Below are 14,697 nucleotides of genomic sequence, written 5' to 3'. Positions count from 1 at the left end.
TTTGATGCGTCGCTCCCTTAGTCTGTGTCCAAACTTTCCGGGAGCGGTACGTGTTCAACTTCAGCGTTTATCTGTCTGCCCTTGGGCTATCCATCGGGCAGATTGTCGGCATTGGGCCGCAGAATGCCTTCGTGCTGCGGCAGGGCATAGGCCGCAGCCACATCCTGCCCATCATCGTCATCTGCATCGTCGCCGACGTGTTTCTGATCGCCTGCGGGGTGATGGGGGTGGGCAAGCTGCTCAACGCCATTCCCGGCTTCATCGTCACCGTGACCTGGCTGGGCGCGGGCTTCATCCTGTGGCTGGGCTACAAGGCCTTCCGTTCCGCGCTGACGCCGGGCGCGATGTCGCTGGCCGGCGGCGTGGAGCGGGACCGCAAGCGCGCCATCCGCACCGTGCTGGCGGTGACTCTGCTCAATCCCTATACCTGGCTGGACACCGTGGTGTTGATCGGCGGCGTGTCCGCCATCTACGGCGAGAGCGCCGCGCCGTCCTTCCTCTTGGGCAGCCTCAGCGCCTCGGTGCTGTGGTTCGGCGGCATCGGCTGCTTCGCCGGCAAGCTGGCCCCCTTGTTCCAGCGGCCGCAAAGCTGGCGGGTGCTGGATTGCGTGATCGGTCTGGTGATGTTGTTCACCGCCTTCATGTTGTTGCGCAATTACGGCTTTGAAGGGATGGCCTGAGCGGCTGAGACGGCGTTTGACGCGCGGTTTTTTGAAAGTGACGGCTTGCTTTTGGGCAACCCGTCACTTTTTCATATGCGGTTTGTCGTGACAAGGTAATTTTTCACTGCGTAAATATTCATTTGGAATTGCAAAATAACTTTGTAAATACCAAATCATTTACCATAACTAAATCTCCGTTGTGAACAACATAAGGAGAGTTAGTCATGAAAGCTTTGATTCAAGCCAGTCTGATGGCGGTTTCCGTGTTGGGCGGTCTGTCTTCCCCGGTGGTGGCAGCCCCGGTGAACAACAGTTATATCCAGTCCAGCGCCAATGAGATCCGCGGCTTCCTCGGCGGCTACGCGCGGCCGACGGTCTACGTCAACCAGTATGCCTGCCGCGAGCCTCAACTCAGCGCGATGGCGTGCGGTCCTTACACCATCAGCGTGGGCACCGGCTTCCTGCAGCAGCAGGAAAACAGCTATGGCAACTATGTGGCCAAGTTCATCCTGGCGCACGAATGGGGCCATTCCATCCAGTTCACCCATAACATCTACCGCCAGGCGCCGATGCAGGAGCTGCAGGCCGACTGCGTGGGCGGCACTTTCGCCAAGTACGCTGAAACCAATCTGCGTTATCCGAGCTTCATCGAGAACGCGGTGGCTTCGGCGCGCAACGCCGCCGATTACGGCGAGCACGGCACGCCGTCGCAGCGCGATTACTATTCGCGCTACGGCCACGCCAACGGCCTCAACGCTTGCCTGAACTCGATCTGATCGATAATGGGCAAGCGAGCGTGGGGGCTGGCCGGCGGGCTGGCCTTGCTGGGCTTGGCCTGGCTCAGCCTGCCTGAGCCGGTCCGCGCGCGGCTGGGTCTGAGCGAGCCGGCGCCGGAGGCTCCTGCGGCCTTTGTCGCCGCTCAGTCGGGGACTGCCGCGCCGGCCAAGGGCGCCGGTCCGGCGCGGGCTTACCAGGGCCTGAGCTTCGCGGTGGGCGACGGCCCGCCGCCGGCCGCGGCCCCGGCGGAGCCCTTGCCGGAGAGCAAGGCCGAACGCCAGCGCAAGCAGGCCTTGCGCCAGCTGGGCTATGCCATCGACGAGCGCTTCTACCGGATGTCCCTGGCCGACTTGCGCAAGCTGGCCGCCGCCGGCAATGTCCAGGCCCTGACCCATCTGGCCGAACGCTATTTGTTCGAGCTGGACGGCAAGCCGCAGCGGCCGGGCTTCGAGCCGGAGATGCGTTACCGCGAGGAGGCGCGCGCCGCCTTGCAGCAAGCGTATCGGCTGGGCAACCGGCATGCGGCGGCGATGATCTCCGAGAGTTATCTGCTGGAGCGGCAGCCCTTGGAGGCCGCGGCCTGGAATCTGGTGGCGCGGCGAGCCGGGGACGCGCTGAGCGCGGACTGGTTTCTGACCACCAAGGACTACCGGCAGTTGAACGCCGGGCAGAAAGCCGCGGCGGCGGAGCGGGCCGAGCAGATCTGGCGCGAACTGCATCCGGGCGCGGTTCAGTCCAAGGGCTAGCGGTCGCAAAAAACCGGCGACATCCGCAAGGGGGTCGCCGGTTTTCTCCTTAGAGCCTGTTCAAAGTCTCGCGAGCAATGGCGAGACAAGGCGAAAACAAGCGAAAAAGCGGAATGTACAAGTGGTACATGAGCATTTTGAGGATGTTTTCAACGCCGTATCGCCGAAGCACAGCAGACTATGAACAGGTTCCTAGCCGAAGCTTGGCGTTTTCCACGCCCTTGTCCAACAATTCCGCTGGAGCGCAGCGGACTTTGACACGTTTTTACTGCGCGTCGGCGGCCAGGCCGGCCACCAGATCCTCGCGGGTGATCAGGAAGACGAAGCCGTCGCCGCTTTCGGTTTCCATCCACATGAAGGGCAGGGTGGGGAAGCATTCTTCCAGCATGTCGCGGTTGTGGCCGATTTCCACCAGCAGCACGCCCTTGTCGTTCAGGAAGTCCGGCGCGCGGCGCAGGATTTCGCGGGTGGCGTCCAGGCCGTCTTCGCCGGAGCCCAGCGCCAGTTCCGGTTCGTGCAGGTATTCCGGCGGCAAGGCGTCCACCGATTCGGCGTCGACATAGGGCGGGTTGGAGATGATCAGATCGTACTTGTCCTCGATGCCCTCGAACATATCGGTGTGGATCAGCTGCACGCGCTCGTCCAGGCCGTAGTTCTGCACATTGATGGCCGCCACTTCCAGCGCGTCCAGCGAAATGTCCACCGCGTCGATTTCCGCGTCCGGGTAGTGGTGAGCCAATTGAATCGCCAGGCAGCCGGAGCCGGTGCACAGATCCAGCGCGCGTTGGACCAGCTCCGGGTGTTCGATCCACGGCTGCAGCGGCTCGCCCAGCAGTTCGTAGATGAAGGAGCGCGGCACCAGCACGCGTTCGTCCACGTAGAAGTTGAAATCGCCCTGCCAGGCTTCGTGGGTCAGATAGGCCACCGGCACGCGCTGTTCGGCGCGGCGCTCGATCATGTCGATCACGTCCTTGACCTCGGTGGGCAGCAGCTTGGCGTCCAGGAAGGGCTCGAGCTGGTCCACCGGCAGCTTGAGCGCGGACAGCGTCAGATAGGCGGCTTCGTCGTAGGCGTTCTGGGTGCCGTGGCCGTAGAACAGGCCGGCGTCGTTGAAGCGGGACACGGCGAAACGCAGCAGGTCGCGCAAGGTGTTGAAGCTGGATGCAGCCTGGGCGTACATGGTTTTCCTTTCAATACAACAGGGACATGGCGGCGGCCATGTCCCCGGCGGTGTGGGTTCGCGCTCGCGCGGAGCGCGGTCAATGTGGCTGGGCCGTCGGCGTCAGAACGGCAGCTTGGCGTCGGTGGCGGTGCCCAGCACGCGGCGGAAGTCGCCCTTGATGCGTTCCAGCGCCGCGTCGTTGTCGGCCTCGAAGCGCAGCACGATCACCGGCGTGGTGTTGGAGGCGCGCGCCAGGCCAAAGCCGTCCTTGTATTCCACGCGCAGGCCGTCCAGAGTGTTGACCTCTTCGGCGCCGTCGAAGCGGGCGGAAGCCTGCAGCTTGGCGATCAAGGCGTGGTTTTCGCCTTCCTTGGCCATTTTCAGATTCAATTCCGGCGTGGACACCGCATTGGGCAGCGCGTTGAGCAGTTCGCTCGGGTCGTCCACGCGGGACAGCACTTCCAGCAGGCGGGCGCCGGCGTACATGCCGTCGTCGAAGCCGTACCAGCGCTCCTTGAAGAAGACGTGGCCGCTCATCTCGCCGGCCAGCAGCGCGCCGGTTTCCTTGATCTTGGCCTTGATGAAGCTGTGACCGGTGCGCGCCATCACCGGCACGCCGCCGTTCTGTTTGATCCAGGGCTTGAGCAGACGGGTGGATTTCACGTCGTAGATGATCTTGGCCTTGGGGTTGCGCTCCAGCACGTCGGCGGCGAACAGCATCAGCTGGCGGTCCGGCCAGATGATGGCGCCGTCCTTGGTCACCACGCCCAGGCGGTCGCCGTCGCCGTCGAAGGCCAGGCCGATTTCGGCGTCGGTCTTCTGCAGCGCGTCGATCACGTCCTGCAGGTTTTCCGGCTTGGCCGGATCCGGGTGGTGATTGGGGAAATTGCCGTCCACGTCGCAGAACAGCTCGCGCACGCGGCAGCCCAGGCGGCGGAACAGCACCGGGGCGAAAGCGCCGGGCACGCCGTTGCCGCAGTCCACCACGATGTTGAGCGGGCGCTCCAGCTTGATGTCGGAGGTGATGCGGTCCAGATAGGCTTCCGCGATGTCGTGGGTGCCGTAGCCGCCCTCGCCGCTGGCGAGATCGCCGTCGACGATGCGCTGGTACAGCTTCTGGATGTCGTCGCCGGCCAGGGTGTTGCCGGCCAGCATCATCTTGAAGCCGTTGTAGTCCGGCGGATTGTGGCTGCCGGTGACCATGACGCCGGACACCGAACCCAGCTCGTGAGCGGCGAAGTACAGCATGGGGGTGGCGACGCGGCCGACGTCGATCACGTCGACGCCGGCGGCCTGGATGCCTTCGGCCAGCGCCTGGCACAGATCCGGGCCGGACAGGCGGCCGTCGCGGCCGACCACAACGGTTTTCACTTTGCGGGCCTTGGCTTCGGACCCGACGGCCTGGCCGATCTGGCGGGCGACTTCATTGGTCAGAGTCTTGCCGACGATGCCGCGGATGTCATAGGCCTTGAAGATGTCTTTGGACAGTTTGCTCATGGCGTTCTTATGCAATCGAAATGAAAGAGGCGCGCGGAGCGGCGGCGCTCCGCGTCGGAAATTAGGGGCTCAGGCGGCCAGCGCGGCGCTCAGGCTGATCAATTGGTCCAGCTTGGCGCGCGCCTGTCCGGAGTCGAGCGCTTCGCGCGCCATGGTAACACCGTCGGCCAGGGTAGGGGAAACGCCGGCCGTGTAGATGGCGGCGGCGGCGTTGAGGCAGACGATGTCGCGCGCCGGGCCGGCTTGGCCGTCAAGCACCGACAGCAGAATGTCGCGCGAGGCGGCGGCGGTGTCCGCGCGCAATTGCTTGAGTTCGGCGAAGTCCAGGCCCAGTTCGCGCGGGTCCAGCTCGTACTCTTCGATTTGCCCGTTCTTTAGTTCAGCCACCATGCTGGGGCCGGACAGGGTCAACTCGTCCAGGCCGTCCAGGCCGTGCACGATCAGCGCGTGGCGGCTGCCCAGCTGTTTCAGCACCCGCGCCTGGATGCCCACCAGGTCCGGGTGGAACACGCCCATCAACTGGTTTTCGGCGTCGGCTGGATTGGTCAGCGGCCCGAGGATGTTGAAGATGGTGCGGGCGCCCAGCTCCTTGCGGATGGGGGCCACGTGGCGCATCGCGGTGTGGTGGTTGGGGGCGAACATGAAGCCGATGCCGATTTCGTCGACGCAACGGCCCACTTGCTCGGCGTTCAAGCTCAGCTTGACGCCCAGCGACTCCAGCACGTCGGCGCTGCCGGAGCTGGACGACACCGAGCGGCCGCCGTGCTTGGCCACGCGGGCGCCGGCCGCCGCGGCGACGAAGGCGGAGGTGGTGGAGATATTGAAGGTATGCGATTTGTCGCCGCCGGTGCCGCAGGTGTCCACCAGGTGGTCGCGTTGGCTGATGGGCACCGGGGTGGCGAACTCGCGCATCACCGTGGCGGCGGCGGCGATTTCCAACACCGACTCCACCTTGACGCGCAGGCCGATCAGGATGGCCGCGGTTTGCGCCGGCGTCAGTTCGCCGCGCATGATCTGGCGCATCAAGTCCAGCATTTCGTCATAGAACAGCTCGTTGCCGTCGATCAGACGGTTCAGCGCGGCCTGCGGGGTAATCATCGGGGGAGTCCTTTTGCTTGCGTGGGCGGCGTCGCGCGAAGGCTCGCCGTCCGGTGATTCAATTGCCGGCGTGCGCCGCCAGTTGGGAGAGGCGCTGCTCGATCAGATCGACGCGGCAGGCGGTCCGCGCCTGATCCGCGCCGTTGCCGCTGGCGTAGCTGCTGGCCACCCAGCGGCACTGCTTGTCCAGATAGGTCTTGAAGGCGCGGCCGGATTGGCTGAGCGCCAGCCGGGCGCGGTAGCGGTTGCCGGTGATCTGGTCCAGTTCGCGCATCGCCGCGGCGGCCTGGTTCTCGCCGCGGGTCAGCTCGGTCTCGGCCTTGCTCAAGCGCTGTTGCAGACAGACGGACACGGCCGGGCTTTGCGCCTCGGCCCGCATGCAGTCGTCCAGCGCGCCGGCCTGCGCCGCGCTGGACAGAGTCAGTGCGGCGCTCAGCATCAACATCCTCTTCATCAGGCGAACTCTTTCAGGAAGTTGTCCAGCATCGCGTGGCCATGATCGGTGAGGATGGATTCCGGGTGGAACTGCACGCCTTCGATCGGCAGCGTCTTGTGGCGCACGCCCATGATTTCGCCGTCGTCGGTCCAGGCGGTGACGTCCAGGCAGTCCGGCAGCGTCTCGCGCTCGATCACCAGCGAGTGATAGCGGGTGCAGGTCACGGGATTGGGCAGGCCGCGGAACATGCCGACATCGCGGTGTTTGACCGGCGACACCTTGCCGTGCATCAGTTGTTTGGCGTGGACGATGTGGCCGCCGAAAGCCTGGCCTATGCCCTGATGGCCCAGGCATACGCCCATGATGGGCAGTTTGCCGGCGAAGTGCCGGATGGCCGGCACCGATACGCCGGCCTCGTTGGGCGTGCAGGGGCCGGGGGAGATCACCAGGTATTTGGGCTGCAGCGCTTCGATTTGCTGCAAGCCGATTTCGTCGTTGCGGAACACCTTGACCTCCTGGCCCAGTTCGCCGAAGTACTGGACCAGGTTGTAGGTGAAGGAGTCGTAGTTGTCGATCATCAATAGCATGTTTGGCTTAAACCTTTGATTTCACTGGCCTTAAAGGGTTTGCCAGCTATTTGATGCCTCCGGAGGCGTCCGCGCGTTTGAGCACGGGCCGAACGGGGAGGCGGTTGGAGCATGAGAATCAATATACCGGATCGGGCAAAAGTGCGCAGCTAGCTTGGCGGCCTGCCTATTCGGCGATCGGGTCAAGGTCCGCCGCCGCGGCCTGGCCGCGCTCCGCCCGCGCCAGATCGACGACGGCCTGGATCGCGGCCCTGGCCTGCGGGCTGTTGTGCCAGCAGCTGGAGCCCATCATGTCGGCGATCTGGCGGGTCAGCAAGGCCGGGTCCTGGTCCGCCAGTTGCGGCAAGGAAGAAAAGCCGATTTGCTCCAGCCTTGAAACCACGGTGGCGCCCACGCCTTTCAAAGCCACCATCTTGTCTTTCTCCTCTGCGCTGAAACCCATGCGGCCTCCCGGTCTTGATTGCGGTCCGCCTCACAGGATACACGCGCGGCGCGGTTTGAATGAGAGGCGGCGGAGATGTTTCGCGCCGATGCCGCTCTTAGAACGTGTTTACGATCTCGCGAGCAAGAGCGAGACAAGGCGAAAACGGCTGAGAAAGCGAAATGTACAAGGGGTAGGTGAGCATTTCGAAGCGGTACTCGCCGTGTCACGTTTCACGACGCGCAGCGGATCGTAAACAGGTTCTTATTCCCAACTCATCGCCCAGGCGTACAGCGCAATCATCATCATGACTTCCATCATCAGGCTGCCCAGTATGAAGAGCAGGGGCATGAACAGCAGCGAGCCGTAATGCAGCACCAAGGCGGCGGCGAAATAATGCAGCGGCGCTTCCAGCAACAGGTAGGCGAGGGACGCGCCGCTCAGGGCAAGCTTGTGCCAGAGCGGCTTTTCCAGCACGTGAAAGGTCAGCGCGTGCACCCAGGGCATCAAGAACAGCAAGGTCAGCACAAAGGTCAGGCAGGAGCTGTGATATTCGGGAAGCGAGTGGCTGAAGGCCGCCGGCAAGAAGGCGAAGTACACGCAGGCGCAAGCCTGGATGATGACGAACAAGCGCAGCAGATAGCGCAGCGGCATGTTTTCCGGACTGATCAAGAACGACAGCAACAGCAGCAGCAAGCCGGCAAGCCCATTGCTCCACCATTGCCAGAACGAGGGCACCGAGGCCGGCAGATCCAGCCACGGCAGCCATAAACCCGGTATCCGCCCGTCCAGTATCTCCAGGCGGGAGAGCTGGGCGGGCACGCCGGTCGCCGCGATGCTCCACTCCGTAACCGCCTGCCAAAAGGCAAGCGTCTGCGGCAGGAAGGCGAGCAGCAAGAGATTGAACAGCAGCGGCAAGCCTAGGATCTCCAGCCAGCGCAGACGCCGGAACGGCTCGGTGCGCATGGCCCGGTGCAGGGAGATGCGCTCGCCGCCGTGACCGGTGTGGCGGACCGCCTTGAAGTGTTGCAGACGTTCTTGAAGGCTCATGGCAGGTTCCAGAACACGGCGGTGGTGATGCCGGAGCGGTCGTAATAAGGGCTGTGGTAGCGCTCGACCCCGACATGGATGCCCCAATGCCGGCCTATCCATTCCCTCCAGCTCAGTTGATAGAGCTGGCTGTCGAAGCTTTGCTTGGGCTGATCGACGCCGATGGGCATATAGCCCTCGCCGCCGGCGTTGACGGCCAGGGTGATCAGGCGCCAGCGGTCGCGTCCATAGGTCACCGCGCCGTAAGCCTGCATCGAACTCACGCTGCCGGGATTGCTCAGCGTGCGGTGCACGCCGCCTTCCACCACCCAGGGCGAGTCGAAGTAATAAGCCATGCCCAGGGTCAGAATGCGGTCGCTATAGCCTTGGCGGTTGTCGTTGTAGGCCAGGCCGAAGGTGCTGACCAGGTTGCGGCCGGGCAGCCATTTGCGGTTGAGGGCGGCGCCGTAATGGGTGCCGGGCCAGAAGGTGCCGCTGCTGCTGCGCCCCAATTCCAGCCGGCTGTACCAGTCCGGGTTGATGTCGTGGTTCCAGCCCGCGTTCAAGGCGATGCCGTGTTCGCCGAAACGGCTGTCCTGCTCCGCGATCCAGTCGAAGACGTTGCCGGCGTCGGTTTGCCATACCCCGGACAGATAGACGCCGTTCCAGGCGGGATTGTTTGCGGTGAGGCTGGAATGCTGTCCGCCGACTTCGATGCTGCGCGCCCAGGAGTACGGCTCCGGCGTCGAGGCTTCCATCTCGACATCGGCGGCGGCCTCGTCGGCGCGGGCTTGGCCGGCAAGGCAGCAGGCCAATAGGCAGAGGTGGGCGAGTGGTTTACTGAGCATGGCGGGTCTCCGTCGTGTCGCTCGTTGTTTGCAGATAGTCAAAGCGCAGGTCCTGCCCGGATTGGGCGCTGACGCGCCAGGCGTCCGGCAGCGCTTCTATTTCCGCCTTGCCGGAGCGCAGCACCGGTTTTGCCGAGCTTTTGGGCAGCAGCCAGCTTTGCCGCGCCAGGCTGCCTGGGTTGTGCGCGCTCACGCTGACCCAGGACGCGTCCCGGCCTTCCGCCGGCGCGACTTGCCATTGAGTCAGTTCGCGCTGGGACAGGAAGTGGGATAGCTGGGTCATCGTGTACCAGTGAAAGACGCCCTGGTCGCGCAGCGCCCGGGTTTGAGCCAGCCATTGCTTGACCGTCTGCTGATAGAAGTAGACGCCCGGCGGGTGGAAATAGACCAGGCGCGCCACCCGCTGTTGCACGGCGAAGCGGGTCATGTCCTGCAGCCAAAGCGTCATTTGCTCGCTGGGCAGCTTATTGCGCACCGCTTCTTCGAAGGAGGCGATGCCGCCGTTGGCCGATACCGGGAAGGCCCAGGGCCGGCCATGCATGTCGGCGGGGTCGATATAGGTCCGGGTGGGGCCCATGGACAGATCGCCCACATAGTAATAAGCCAGCACCCCGTGTTGGCGCAGCCAGGCGGTCACCCAGTCCGGATGGTGGCCGTTGGGCGCCGAATACTCGGTGAGCGCTTGCTGGGTGAGGTTTTCCAGGTCTTGCTTGTTGTTGGCGAGATAGGACGCCCACTGCTTGCCGTTGTGCTCGTTGATGTTGAAGGCGAAGTAGTTGTGCATCCAGCCGCCGTGCGCGCCGATGTCGTAACCCAGCGCCCGCAAGCGGCGAACCCAGTCCTGGGCTTGCGCGTTATGGGCAAGGTCCATGCCCCGGCGGTCGCCGGGCTGATTGGTGTCCGGACCGGTGGTGAAATGGACGGAATAGGGGCCTTGCTCGAGAAAGCCCAGTTTTTTCAGCAGGTCCAGATAGGGGATGGCGTTGGCGTCGTCCACGTGCCAGTTCATCACCAGGCCGCCGACGCCGTCCGGCACCGAGGCGAGCTGAGGCAGATGCAGCACCCGCGTATTGAAAAAGTTCAGATAGGACTGCAGCCACAGGCCGTCGGTGCGTATCTTGAGAAAGGTGACCGGCAGATTGACGAACAAGACTTTGCCGCGGCCGTAATCCCGCAGGCCGGCAATCAAGGTGCCGTCCGGGCCTTCGGCCAGCACCCGTCCCTGGAAAGAACCGCGGGTCGCCAGATAACTGAAGGCGGCCTGGTCGTAGCCGTAGGTCGAGGCCTGCAGCAAGGAGGGCTTGCCGCCGGCATAGGGCTGGAAGCGGCCGGGAGTGATGCCGAGTTCGGCCACCGCGGACGGCGACATCAGCATCAGGTCCCTGCGCACCATCTGCTTGCCCAGTTCCCGGTACAGCAGATAATCCACGCCCACCATGCGAGCGAGCGTCGGCTTGTCCAGAAAACGGCCGCCGGCGTTTTCGCTGGCGGCGTCGTAATTGATCCATAAGGCGCCGCCCGCCTGCACGTATTCCTCCAGCACCCCGGCCAGCGCCGCGTCGACATGGCGGTGAATGGTGTCCGGCAAGATGATGCCGCGGATGCGGGCACGTTGTTCCGGCTCCATGTCCACCAATTGGCTGGCGGTGATCTGCATCATCGCCACGCCGCCTTCGTTGGCCGCGTCCTGCCAGGCCAGCGCGTATTTGTTGCTGGCCGGCTTGTCGGGCAGCAACAGGGCGATGAAGGCCCTGGGCGGCGGCGTCCGGCTTGCGCTCAGCTTGTGCCAGATCGCGCTTGCCGCCAGCAATAGTCCAAGCAATAGGATGATGAACACCCAAAGAGGACATGATCGAATCTTGTTCATTCTTCCTGCCTTTGCTCTTGCTCCGCCGCTGTCGCCAGGCGGTGCGTCAATCCTTGAAAAACCGCTTCCTCCAGCACGTTCCAGCGCGGCGTTCCGCGCGCCGGCGCCGCCTGTCGCAGCCAGGCGCGCGCCGCGTCCTCGCGGCCGCCTCTCAGCGCGGCCAGGGCCAGCACGCCCCAGGGAAAGTCCAGATGAGCCTTGTCCTGGACAAGCCAGGGTCGGCCTTCGCCGCGCAGCCAGGCGTCGAAGGAGGCTTGACCGGGCATCGCCGGCAAATCCGCCATGTCGGGGAAGAGTTGCGCGGCGGCTTCCGGGTAGAAGGCGATGGGCGGGATGTCGCGGCTGGCGACGCGCCAACGCCGGGTTTTCGCCTCCCAAAAGGTCTTGGGCAGCGCCGCGGCCAGCTGGCGCATCCTCCGGCAGCTGGCGCCGGCGTTGACGCAGTCGTCGCGCAGCGCCGCGTAGACCTCGACGTTGTCCATCAGGTAAGCCAGCTTGGCGCCGGCTGTGTAATCGTAAACGCCGCTGCGCGCTTGCCTCAGCCGCCACAGCGCGCGCCGGGCGCGCGCCAGCGAGGCCTGCAGGGCCGGCGGCATTTCTTGTCGCCGGTAGCGCCGGCTCAGCAATGAAATCCACATGGCCAGCGTGGAGTCGTCGGCGTCGGCGTCGGCCGCCCGACGCCAAACGCCGTCGGCCTGGCGTTCGAAACGGGGAAAACTGCCGTTGCTTTCCTGTCTGGGCGCCAGCCACGCCGTCCAGGCGTCCGCGGCGGAGGCGATGGACAGGCCCAGTTCGTCGGCCGTCAGCAAGGCTTTCATCGCGAAATAAGGGTCGACATGGCGACCATGCGCTTGCAGCAGGATGGCACCGTCCTCGTCTTGATAGCCGGGCCAGCTGAGCAGGCCGGCTGCGGCCTGTCCCGCCCCGCAGCACAAGGCCAGCAGCAGATAGAGACGCTTCATCATCCGCGCGCCTTGCCGCGGACGCGGGCCCAGATGGTGCCGTGCGCGCGCAGAGGCGGCGTCAGCAAAACCCGGCGCGAAGAAACGGTGTTGGGCGCGTCCGGCGCGCCCAGCGCGGAATGGGCGCCGATGGCGACGAGCCGGTCCGCCACGACCGGGCCCAGCAGCTGGCAGTGTTCCCGGCAGATGATGGAGTGGTCGGATACGACGGCGCCGGTCACGACTACCCCGCGGGCCAGGCGCACCGGCCCGCTGGCCTTGACGCTGCCTTCTATCCGGCAGCCGGCGCCGATGCGCAAGCCGCCGCGCACCACCAGATGGCCGCGCAACAAACTGTTTGCCGGCAACTGGAAATCGCCGTCCACCACCGCGCGGCGCATTTCCGCGTTAAAGGGATGGGTCGCGGGCAAGCCGCCGATGTCCACCTCCCTGAGCGGCCCGGCCGCGGCCTGCTGCGGCGGCGCGTCTCCCAGGCGTATGCTTGCGGCTTGGATGCGTTGGAACAGGATGGGGCCAGCAATGTCCAGCGTCTCCTCCGCCACGGCCCGTCCGAACAGCTGGCTGTCCGGTTCGATGCGGACGTTCCGGGCGCCGGCCCAGCGCAGGATGGAGCTGCCTCGCCCCAGGCTCAGCTCACCGTCGGCCAGGACGCTGCGCAAGATCGCGCCCGGTCCGGTGGCGATGTCGTCATCGCAATGGATTTCCTTCAGAAAGCTGAAGTGGGCGGGGATGCGCAACGCGCCCGCGGCCAAGACTTCTTCGTCCACGACGGGGCGGGGTGTTTGTCCGAGGGCTTCCAGGCGGGCGTTCCAGTCTTGCCGCCATTCGCCCGAGTCCAGCGCGTCCAGCCGCTGCCGGTAGTTGCGGGCGAAGACGTTGGCTGTGCCGATATGCAGCCGGTTGATGCCCAGCGCGGAGGTGTCGGTCTTGCGCAGCAATTCCAGCAGGCCGGGCAAGAGCGGCAGGGCGACCAGCGGCGCGACGCCCAAGATATAGATCAAGGCCATCATCCCGGCTGCCTCCGATAACGCTTGGTTTTGTCCCAGTGCAGCGTTCTGTTCTTCTTGAAGGGTTCGATCAGCGACTGCTGCAGCGTGGCGCGGGAAATGGTGACCAGGCTGATGAGAAAACCCAGAATGGCGAAAGGCAAAATGCGCAGCCTTTTGCCGTTGCCGTCCAGATAACAGGCGACGCCGATCTCGAAGAAGGCGGCGAAATTGCCCATCGCGCTGTAGCAGACCAGGGCCAGGATCAGCAGCACGCCGGGAGACGGCAACATGCTGTCGAAAAAGAACAGCAGCAGGGTAATGGCCCAGCCCAGCAGCAAGAGCGGGGACATGGCGTAAGTGCCCAGCAGCAGGAGCCCGTCCAGTTTTTCCCGCTTTTGCACCCCGCGGGTGCTCAGCAGGCGGCCGACGTGCCGCGCCAGCGCCTGATTGTGGCCGCGCGTCCAGCGCATCAATTGCCGGATGCGCACCGGCCAGCTTTCCGGCACCTCCTCGTAACACTCGGAGCGATTGGTGTAGACCGTGAGCCAGCCGCCGATCAGCAGCCGGTAGGTCAGATCGGTGTCTTCGGCCAGCACGTCGTCGTGCCAGCCGCCCACGCTGTTGAGCGCGGCGACGCGGATGCCGCCGACCGTGCCGCCGTACTGCGGCACCAGCTTCATATTCATCCTGGCCTGCTGGTCCACCTGATAGCCGCCGGCGCGCTCCATGTCCAGCATGCGGGTCAGCAGATTGGCGCCCGGATTCAAGGGCACCACGCGGCCCATCACCGCGCCGACCTCGGGATCGAAAAACGGTGCGATCAATTGCTTGAGCAAGCCGCGGCTTGGCAGGTAATCGGCGTCGAAGACGATGAACAGCTCGGTGTCGATCAAGGCCGTCGCGTCCTTCAGCGCCGCGGCCTTGCCGGGCTTGCCCTGGCTGCGGTGAAACGGCCTGATCACGTCCGGCCTGCGCGCCGCGATGCGGTCTATGATGGCGCGGGTGCCGTCCGTCGAGCGGTCGTTGACCGGCATGATGATCATTTGCCCCGGCGGGTAGTCGGACTCGAGCAAGGCCTCCATCGCATCGGCAATCACGGCCTCCTCGTTGTGCGCCGCGATGAAGACCGTGACTTTGGGCCAATGCGCCGTCTCAATGTCCAGATAAGGATGTCGCTGATGGCCGAACAGCCGGTTCAAGGTGAAGGCCATATGCCGCGCCGCGTACACCATGATCAGGAGCACCACGCCGTACAGCACCATGTTCAGCGCGCGCAAGGGCCAGATGAAGGGTTGGGCGCTGGCGCGCAGCAGCAGAGGGTCGTCCTCCTGGCTGACCGTGCGGCGGCGCGCTTCTTCGATCTGATCCAGGATCAGCTGCTGGGTATGGCGCAGGTCGACGTTGTCCGACGCCCCCTTGATGCTGACGGAGGGACGGACGGCGGCGGGGAGCGCGTCCGGGTCCATGGGCAGCGCCTCCATGGCGGCCCGGCTTTCCGACGACGCGGCCGCGCCGCGCCGGGAAGCGTGATGGCCGGCGGCGGCCGGCTCCTTGGCGGACCAGGCCGGCGAACAGAAAATCAGCAGGATCAGCCAGAGCAGGGCTCGCGGTGCCAT

At 64.9% G+C, this 14,697-nt stretch carries 15 protein-coding genes; 3 read left to right on the top strand and 12 right to left on the bottom strand.

Going from position 1 to position 14,697, the window contains the following annotated elements; genetic code table 11:
* Positions 1-50 precede the first annotated feature (50 nt).
* The 3 genes from ACODRW_RS08895 to ACODRW_RS08885 all read left to right on the top strand — a co-directional run bounded on the left by ACODRW_RS08895 (position 51) and on the right by ACODRW_RS08885 (position 2,185).
* Entirely contained in the window at positions 51-680 is a 630-nt protein-coding gene (locus ACODRW_RS08895; RefSeq protein ID WP_107798907.1) for a LysE/ArgO family amino acid transporter, read from the top strand.
* Between the two features lie 206 nt (positions 681-886).
* Positions 887-1,438 (top strand): neutral zinc metallopeptidase, encoded by a 552-nt coding sequence (locus tag ACODRW_RS08890; RefSeq protein ID WP_227103273.1) that lies wholly within the window; start codon positions 887-889, stop codon positions 1,436-1,438.
* Between the two features lie 6 nt (positions 1,439-1,444).
* Positions 1,445-2,185 (top strand): hypothetical protein, encoded by a 741-nt coding sequence (locus ACODRW_RS08885; RefSeq protein ID WP_253313656.1) that lies wholly within the window; start codon positions 1,445-1,447, stop codon positions 2,183-2,185.
* A 265-nt stretch (positions 2,186-2,450) separates the two neighbouring features.
* On the opposite strand, the gene prmB is transcribed toward ACODRW_RS08885, so the two are convergent.
* From prmB to ACODRW_RS08825, 12 genes are all read right to left on the bottom strand, one after another.
* Positions 2,451-3,365, bottom strand: coding sequence for a 50S ribosomal protein L3 N(5)-glutamine methyltransferase (gene prmB / locus ACODRW_RS08880; RefSeq protein ID WP_107798910.1), 915 nt, complete (start codon positions 3,363-3,365; stop codon positions 2,451-2,453).
* A gap of 102 nt (positions 3,366-3,467) precedes the next feature.
* On the bottom strand, positions 3,468-4,844 hold the full coding sequence (locus tag ACODRW_RS08875; protein ID WP_488905571.1) for a phosphomannomutase/phosphoglucomutase: 1,377 nt from the start codon (positions 4,842-4,844) through the stop codon (positions 3,468-3,470).
* Between the two features lie 69 nt (positions 4,845-4,913).
* Entirely contained in the window at positions 4,914-5,942 is a 1,029-nt protein-coding gene (trpD, locus tag ACODRW_RS08870; RefSeq protein WP_107798912.1) for an anthranilate phosphoribosyltransferase, read from the bottom strand.
* A gap of 58 nt (positions 5,943-6,000) precedes the next feature.
* Positions 6,001-6,396 (bottom strand): lysozyme inhibitor LprI family protein, encoded by a 396-nt coding sequence (locus tag ACODRW_RS08865; RefSeq protein ID WP_488905570.1) that lies wholly within the window; start codon positions 6,394-6,396, stop codon positions 6,001-6,003.
* Complete coding sequence (locus tag ACODRW_RS08860; RefSeq protein ID WP_488905569.1) at positions 6,396-6,965, bottom strand: aminodeoxychorismate/anthranilate synthase component II; 570 nt, start codon at positions 6,963-6,965, stop codon at positions 6,396-6,398. The genes ACODRW_RS08865 and ACODRW_RS08860 overlap by 1 nt, the downstream gene beginning before the upstream one ends.
* Positions 6,966-7,131: 166 nt before the next feature.
* On the bottom strand, positions 7,132-7,407 hold the full coding sequence (locus ACODRW_RS08855; protein WP_488905568.1) for a recombinase RecA: 276 nt from the start codon (positions 7,405-7,407) through the stop codon (positions 7,132-7,134).
* 243 nt (positions 7,408-7,650) lie between these two features.
* Entirely contained in the window at positions 7,651-8,436 is a 786-nt protein-coding gene (locus tag ACODRW_RS08850) for a hypothetical protein (RefSeq protein ID WP_107798918.1), read from the bottom strand.
* Entirely contained in the window at positions 8,433-9,263 is an 831-nt protein-coding gene (locus ACODRW_RS08845) for a YaiO family outer membrane beta-barrel protein (protein WP_488905567.1), read from the bottom strand. The genes ACODRW_RS08850 and ACODRW_RS08845 overlap by 4 nt, the downstream gene beginning before the upstream one ends.
* The gene (locus ACODRW_RS08840; protein ID WP_488905566.1) at positions 9,253-11,130 is read right to left on the bottom strand and encodes a polysaccharide deacetylase family protein; all 1,878 of its coding nucleotides are present in this window, start codon (positions 11,128-11,130) and stop codon (positions 9,253-9,255) included. Before ACODRW_RS08840 ends, ACODRW_RS08845 begins: the two co-directional genes overlap by 11 nt.
* Positions 11,127-12,095, bottom strand: a complete 969-nt coding sequence (locus tag ACODRW_RS08835) for a hypothetical protein (protein WP_488905565.1) — start codon at positions 12,093-12,095, stop codon at positions 11,127-11,129. The genes ACODRW_RS08840 and ACODRW_RS08835 overlap by 4 nt, the downstream gene beginning before the upstream one ends.
* Entirely contained in the window at positions 12,092-13,102 is a 1,011-nt protein-coding gene (locus tag ACODRW_RS08830; protein ID WP_488905564.1) for a hypothetical protein, read from the bottom strand. Before ACODRW_RS08830 ends, ACODRW_RS08835 begins: the two co-directional genes overlap by 4 nt.
* Positions 13,099-14,697, bottom strand: coding sequence for a glycosyltransferase family 2 protein (locus ACODRW_RS08825; RefSeq protein WP_488905563.1), 1,599 nt, complete (start codon positions 14,695-14,697; stop codon positions 13,099-13,101). The genes ACODRW_RS08830 and ACODRW_RS08825 overlap by 4 nt, the downstream gene beginning before the upstream one ends.

The organism is Chromobacterium sp. FG89 (genome assembly GCF_057808735.1).
This window is presented reverse-complemented; position numbering and strand designations above follow the sequence as displayed.

Bases quoted from the DNA above. Each gene is read 5' to 3' on its own strand.
- ACODRW_RS08850 (WP_107798918.1), bottom strand. From the start codon at position 8,436: ATGAGCCTTCAAGAACGTCTGCAACACTTCAAGGCGGTCCGCCACACC.
- ACODRW_RS08890 (WP_227103273.1), top strand. From the start codon at position 887: ATGAAAGCTTTGATTCAAGCCAGTCTGATGGCGGTTTCCGTGTTGGGC.
- ACODRW_RS08865 (WP_488905570.1), bottom strand. From the start codon at position 6,396: ATGAAGAGGATGTTGATGCTGAGCGCCGCACTGACTCTGTCCAGCGCG.
- ACODRW_RS08830 (WP_488905564.1), bottom strand. From the start codon at position 13,102: ATGATGGCCTTGATCTATATCTTGGGCGTCGCGCCGCTGGTCGCCCTG.
- prmB (WP_107798910.1), bottom strand. From the start codon at position 3,365: ATGTACGCCCAGGCTGCATCCAGCTTCAACACCTTGCGCGACCTGCTG.
- ACODRW_RS08885 (WP_253313656.1), top strand. From the start codon at position 1,445: ATGGGCAAGCGAGCGTGGGGGCTGGCCGGCGGGCTGGCCTTGCTGGGC.
- ACODRW_RS08855 (WP_488905568.1), bottom strand. From the start codon at position 7,407: ATGGGTTTCAGCGCAGAGGAGAAAGACAAGATGGTGGCTTTGAAAGGC.
- trpD (WP_107798912.1), bottom strand. From the start codon at position 5,942: ATGATTACCCCGCAGGCCGCGCTGAACCGTCTGATCGACGGCAACGAG.
- ACODRW_RS08835 (WP_488905565.1), bottom strand. From the start codon at position 12,095: ATGATGAAGCGTCTCTATCTGCTGCTGGCCTTGTGCTGCGGGGCGGGA.
- ACODRW_RS08840 (WP_488905566.1), bottom strand. From the start codon at position 11,130: ATGAACAAGATTCGATCATGTCCTCTTTGGGTGTTCATCATCCTATTG.
- ACODRW_RS08845 (WP_488905567.1), bottom strand. From the start codon at position 9,263: ATGCTCAGTAAACCACTCGCCCACCTCTGCCTATTGGCCTGCTGCCTT.
- ACODRW_RS08875 (WP_488905571.1), bottom strand. From the start codon at position 4,844: ATGAGCAAACTGTCCAAAGACATCTTCAAGGCCTATGACATCCGCGGC.
- ACODRW_RS08860 (WP_488905569.1), bottom strand. From the start codon at position 6,965: ATGCTATTGATGATCGACAACTACGACTCCTTCACCTACAACCTGGTC.
- ACODRW_RS08825 (WP_488905563.1), bottom strand. From the start codon at position 14,697: ATGGCACCGCGAGCCCTGCTCTGGCTGATCCTGCTGATTTTCTGTTCG.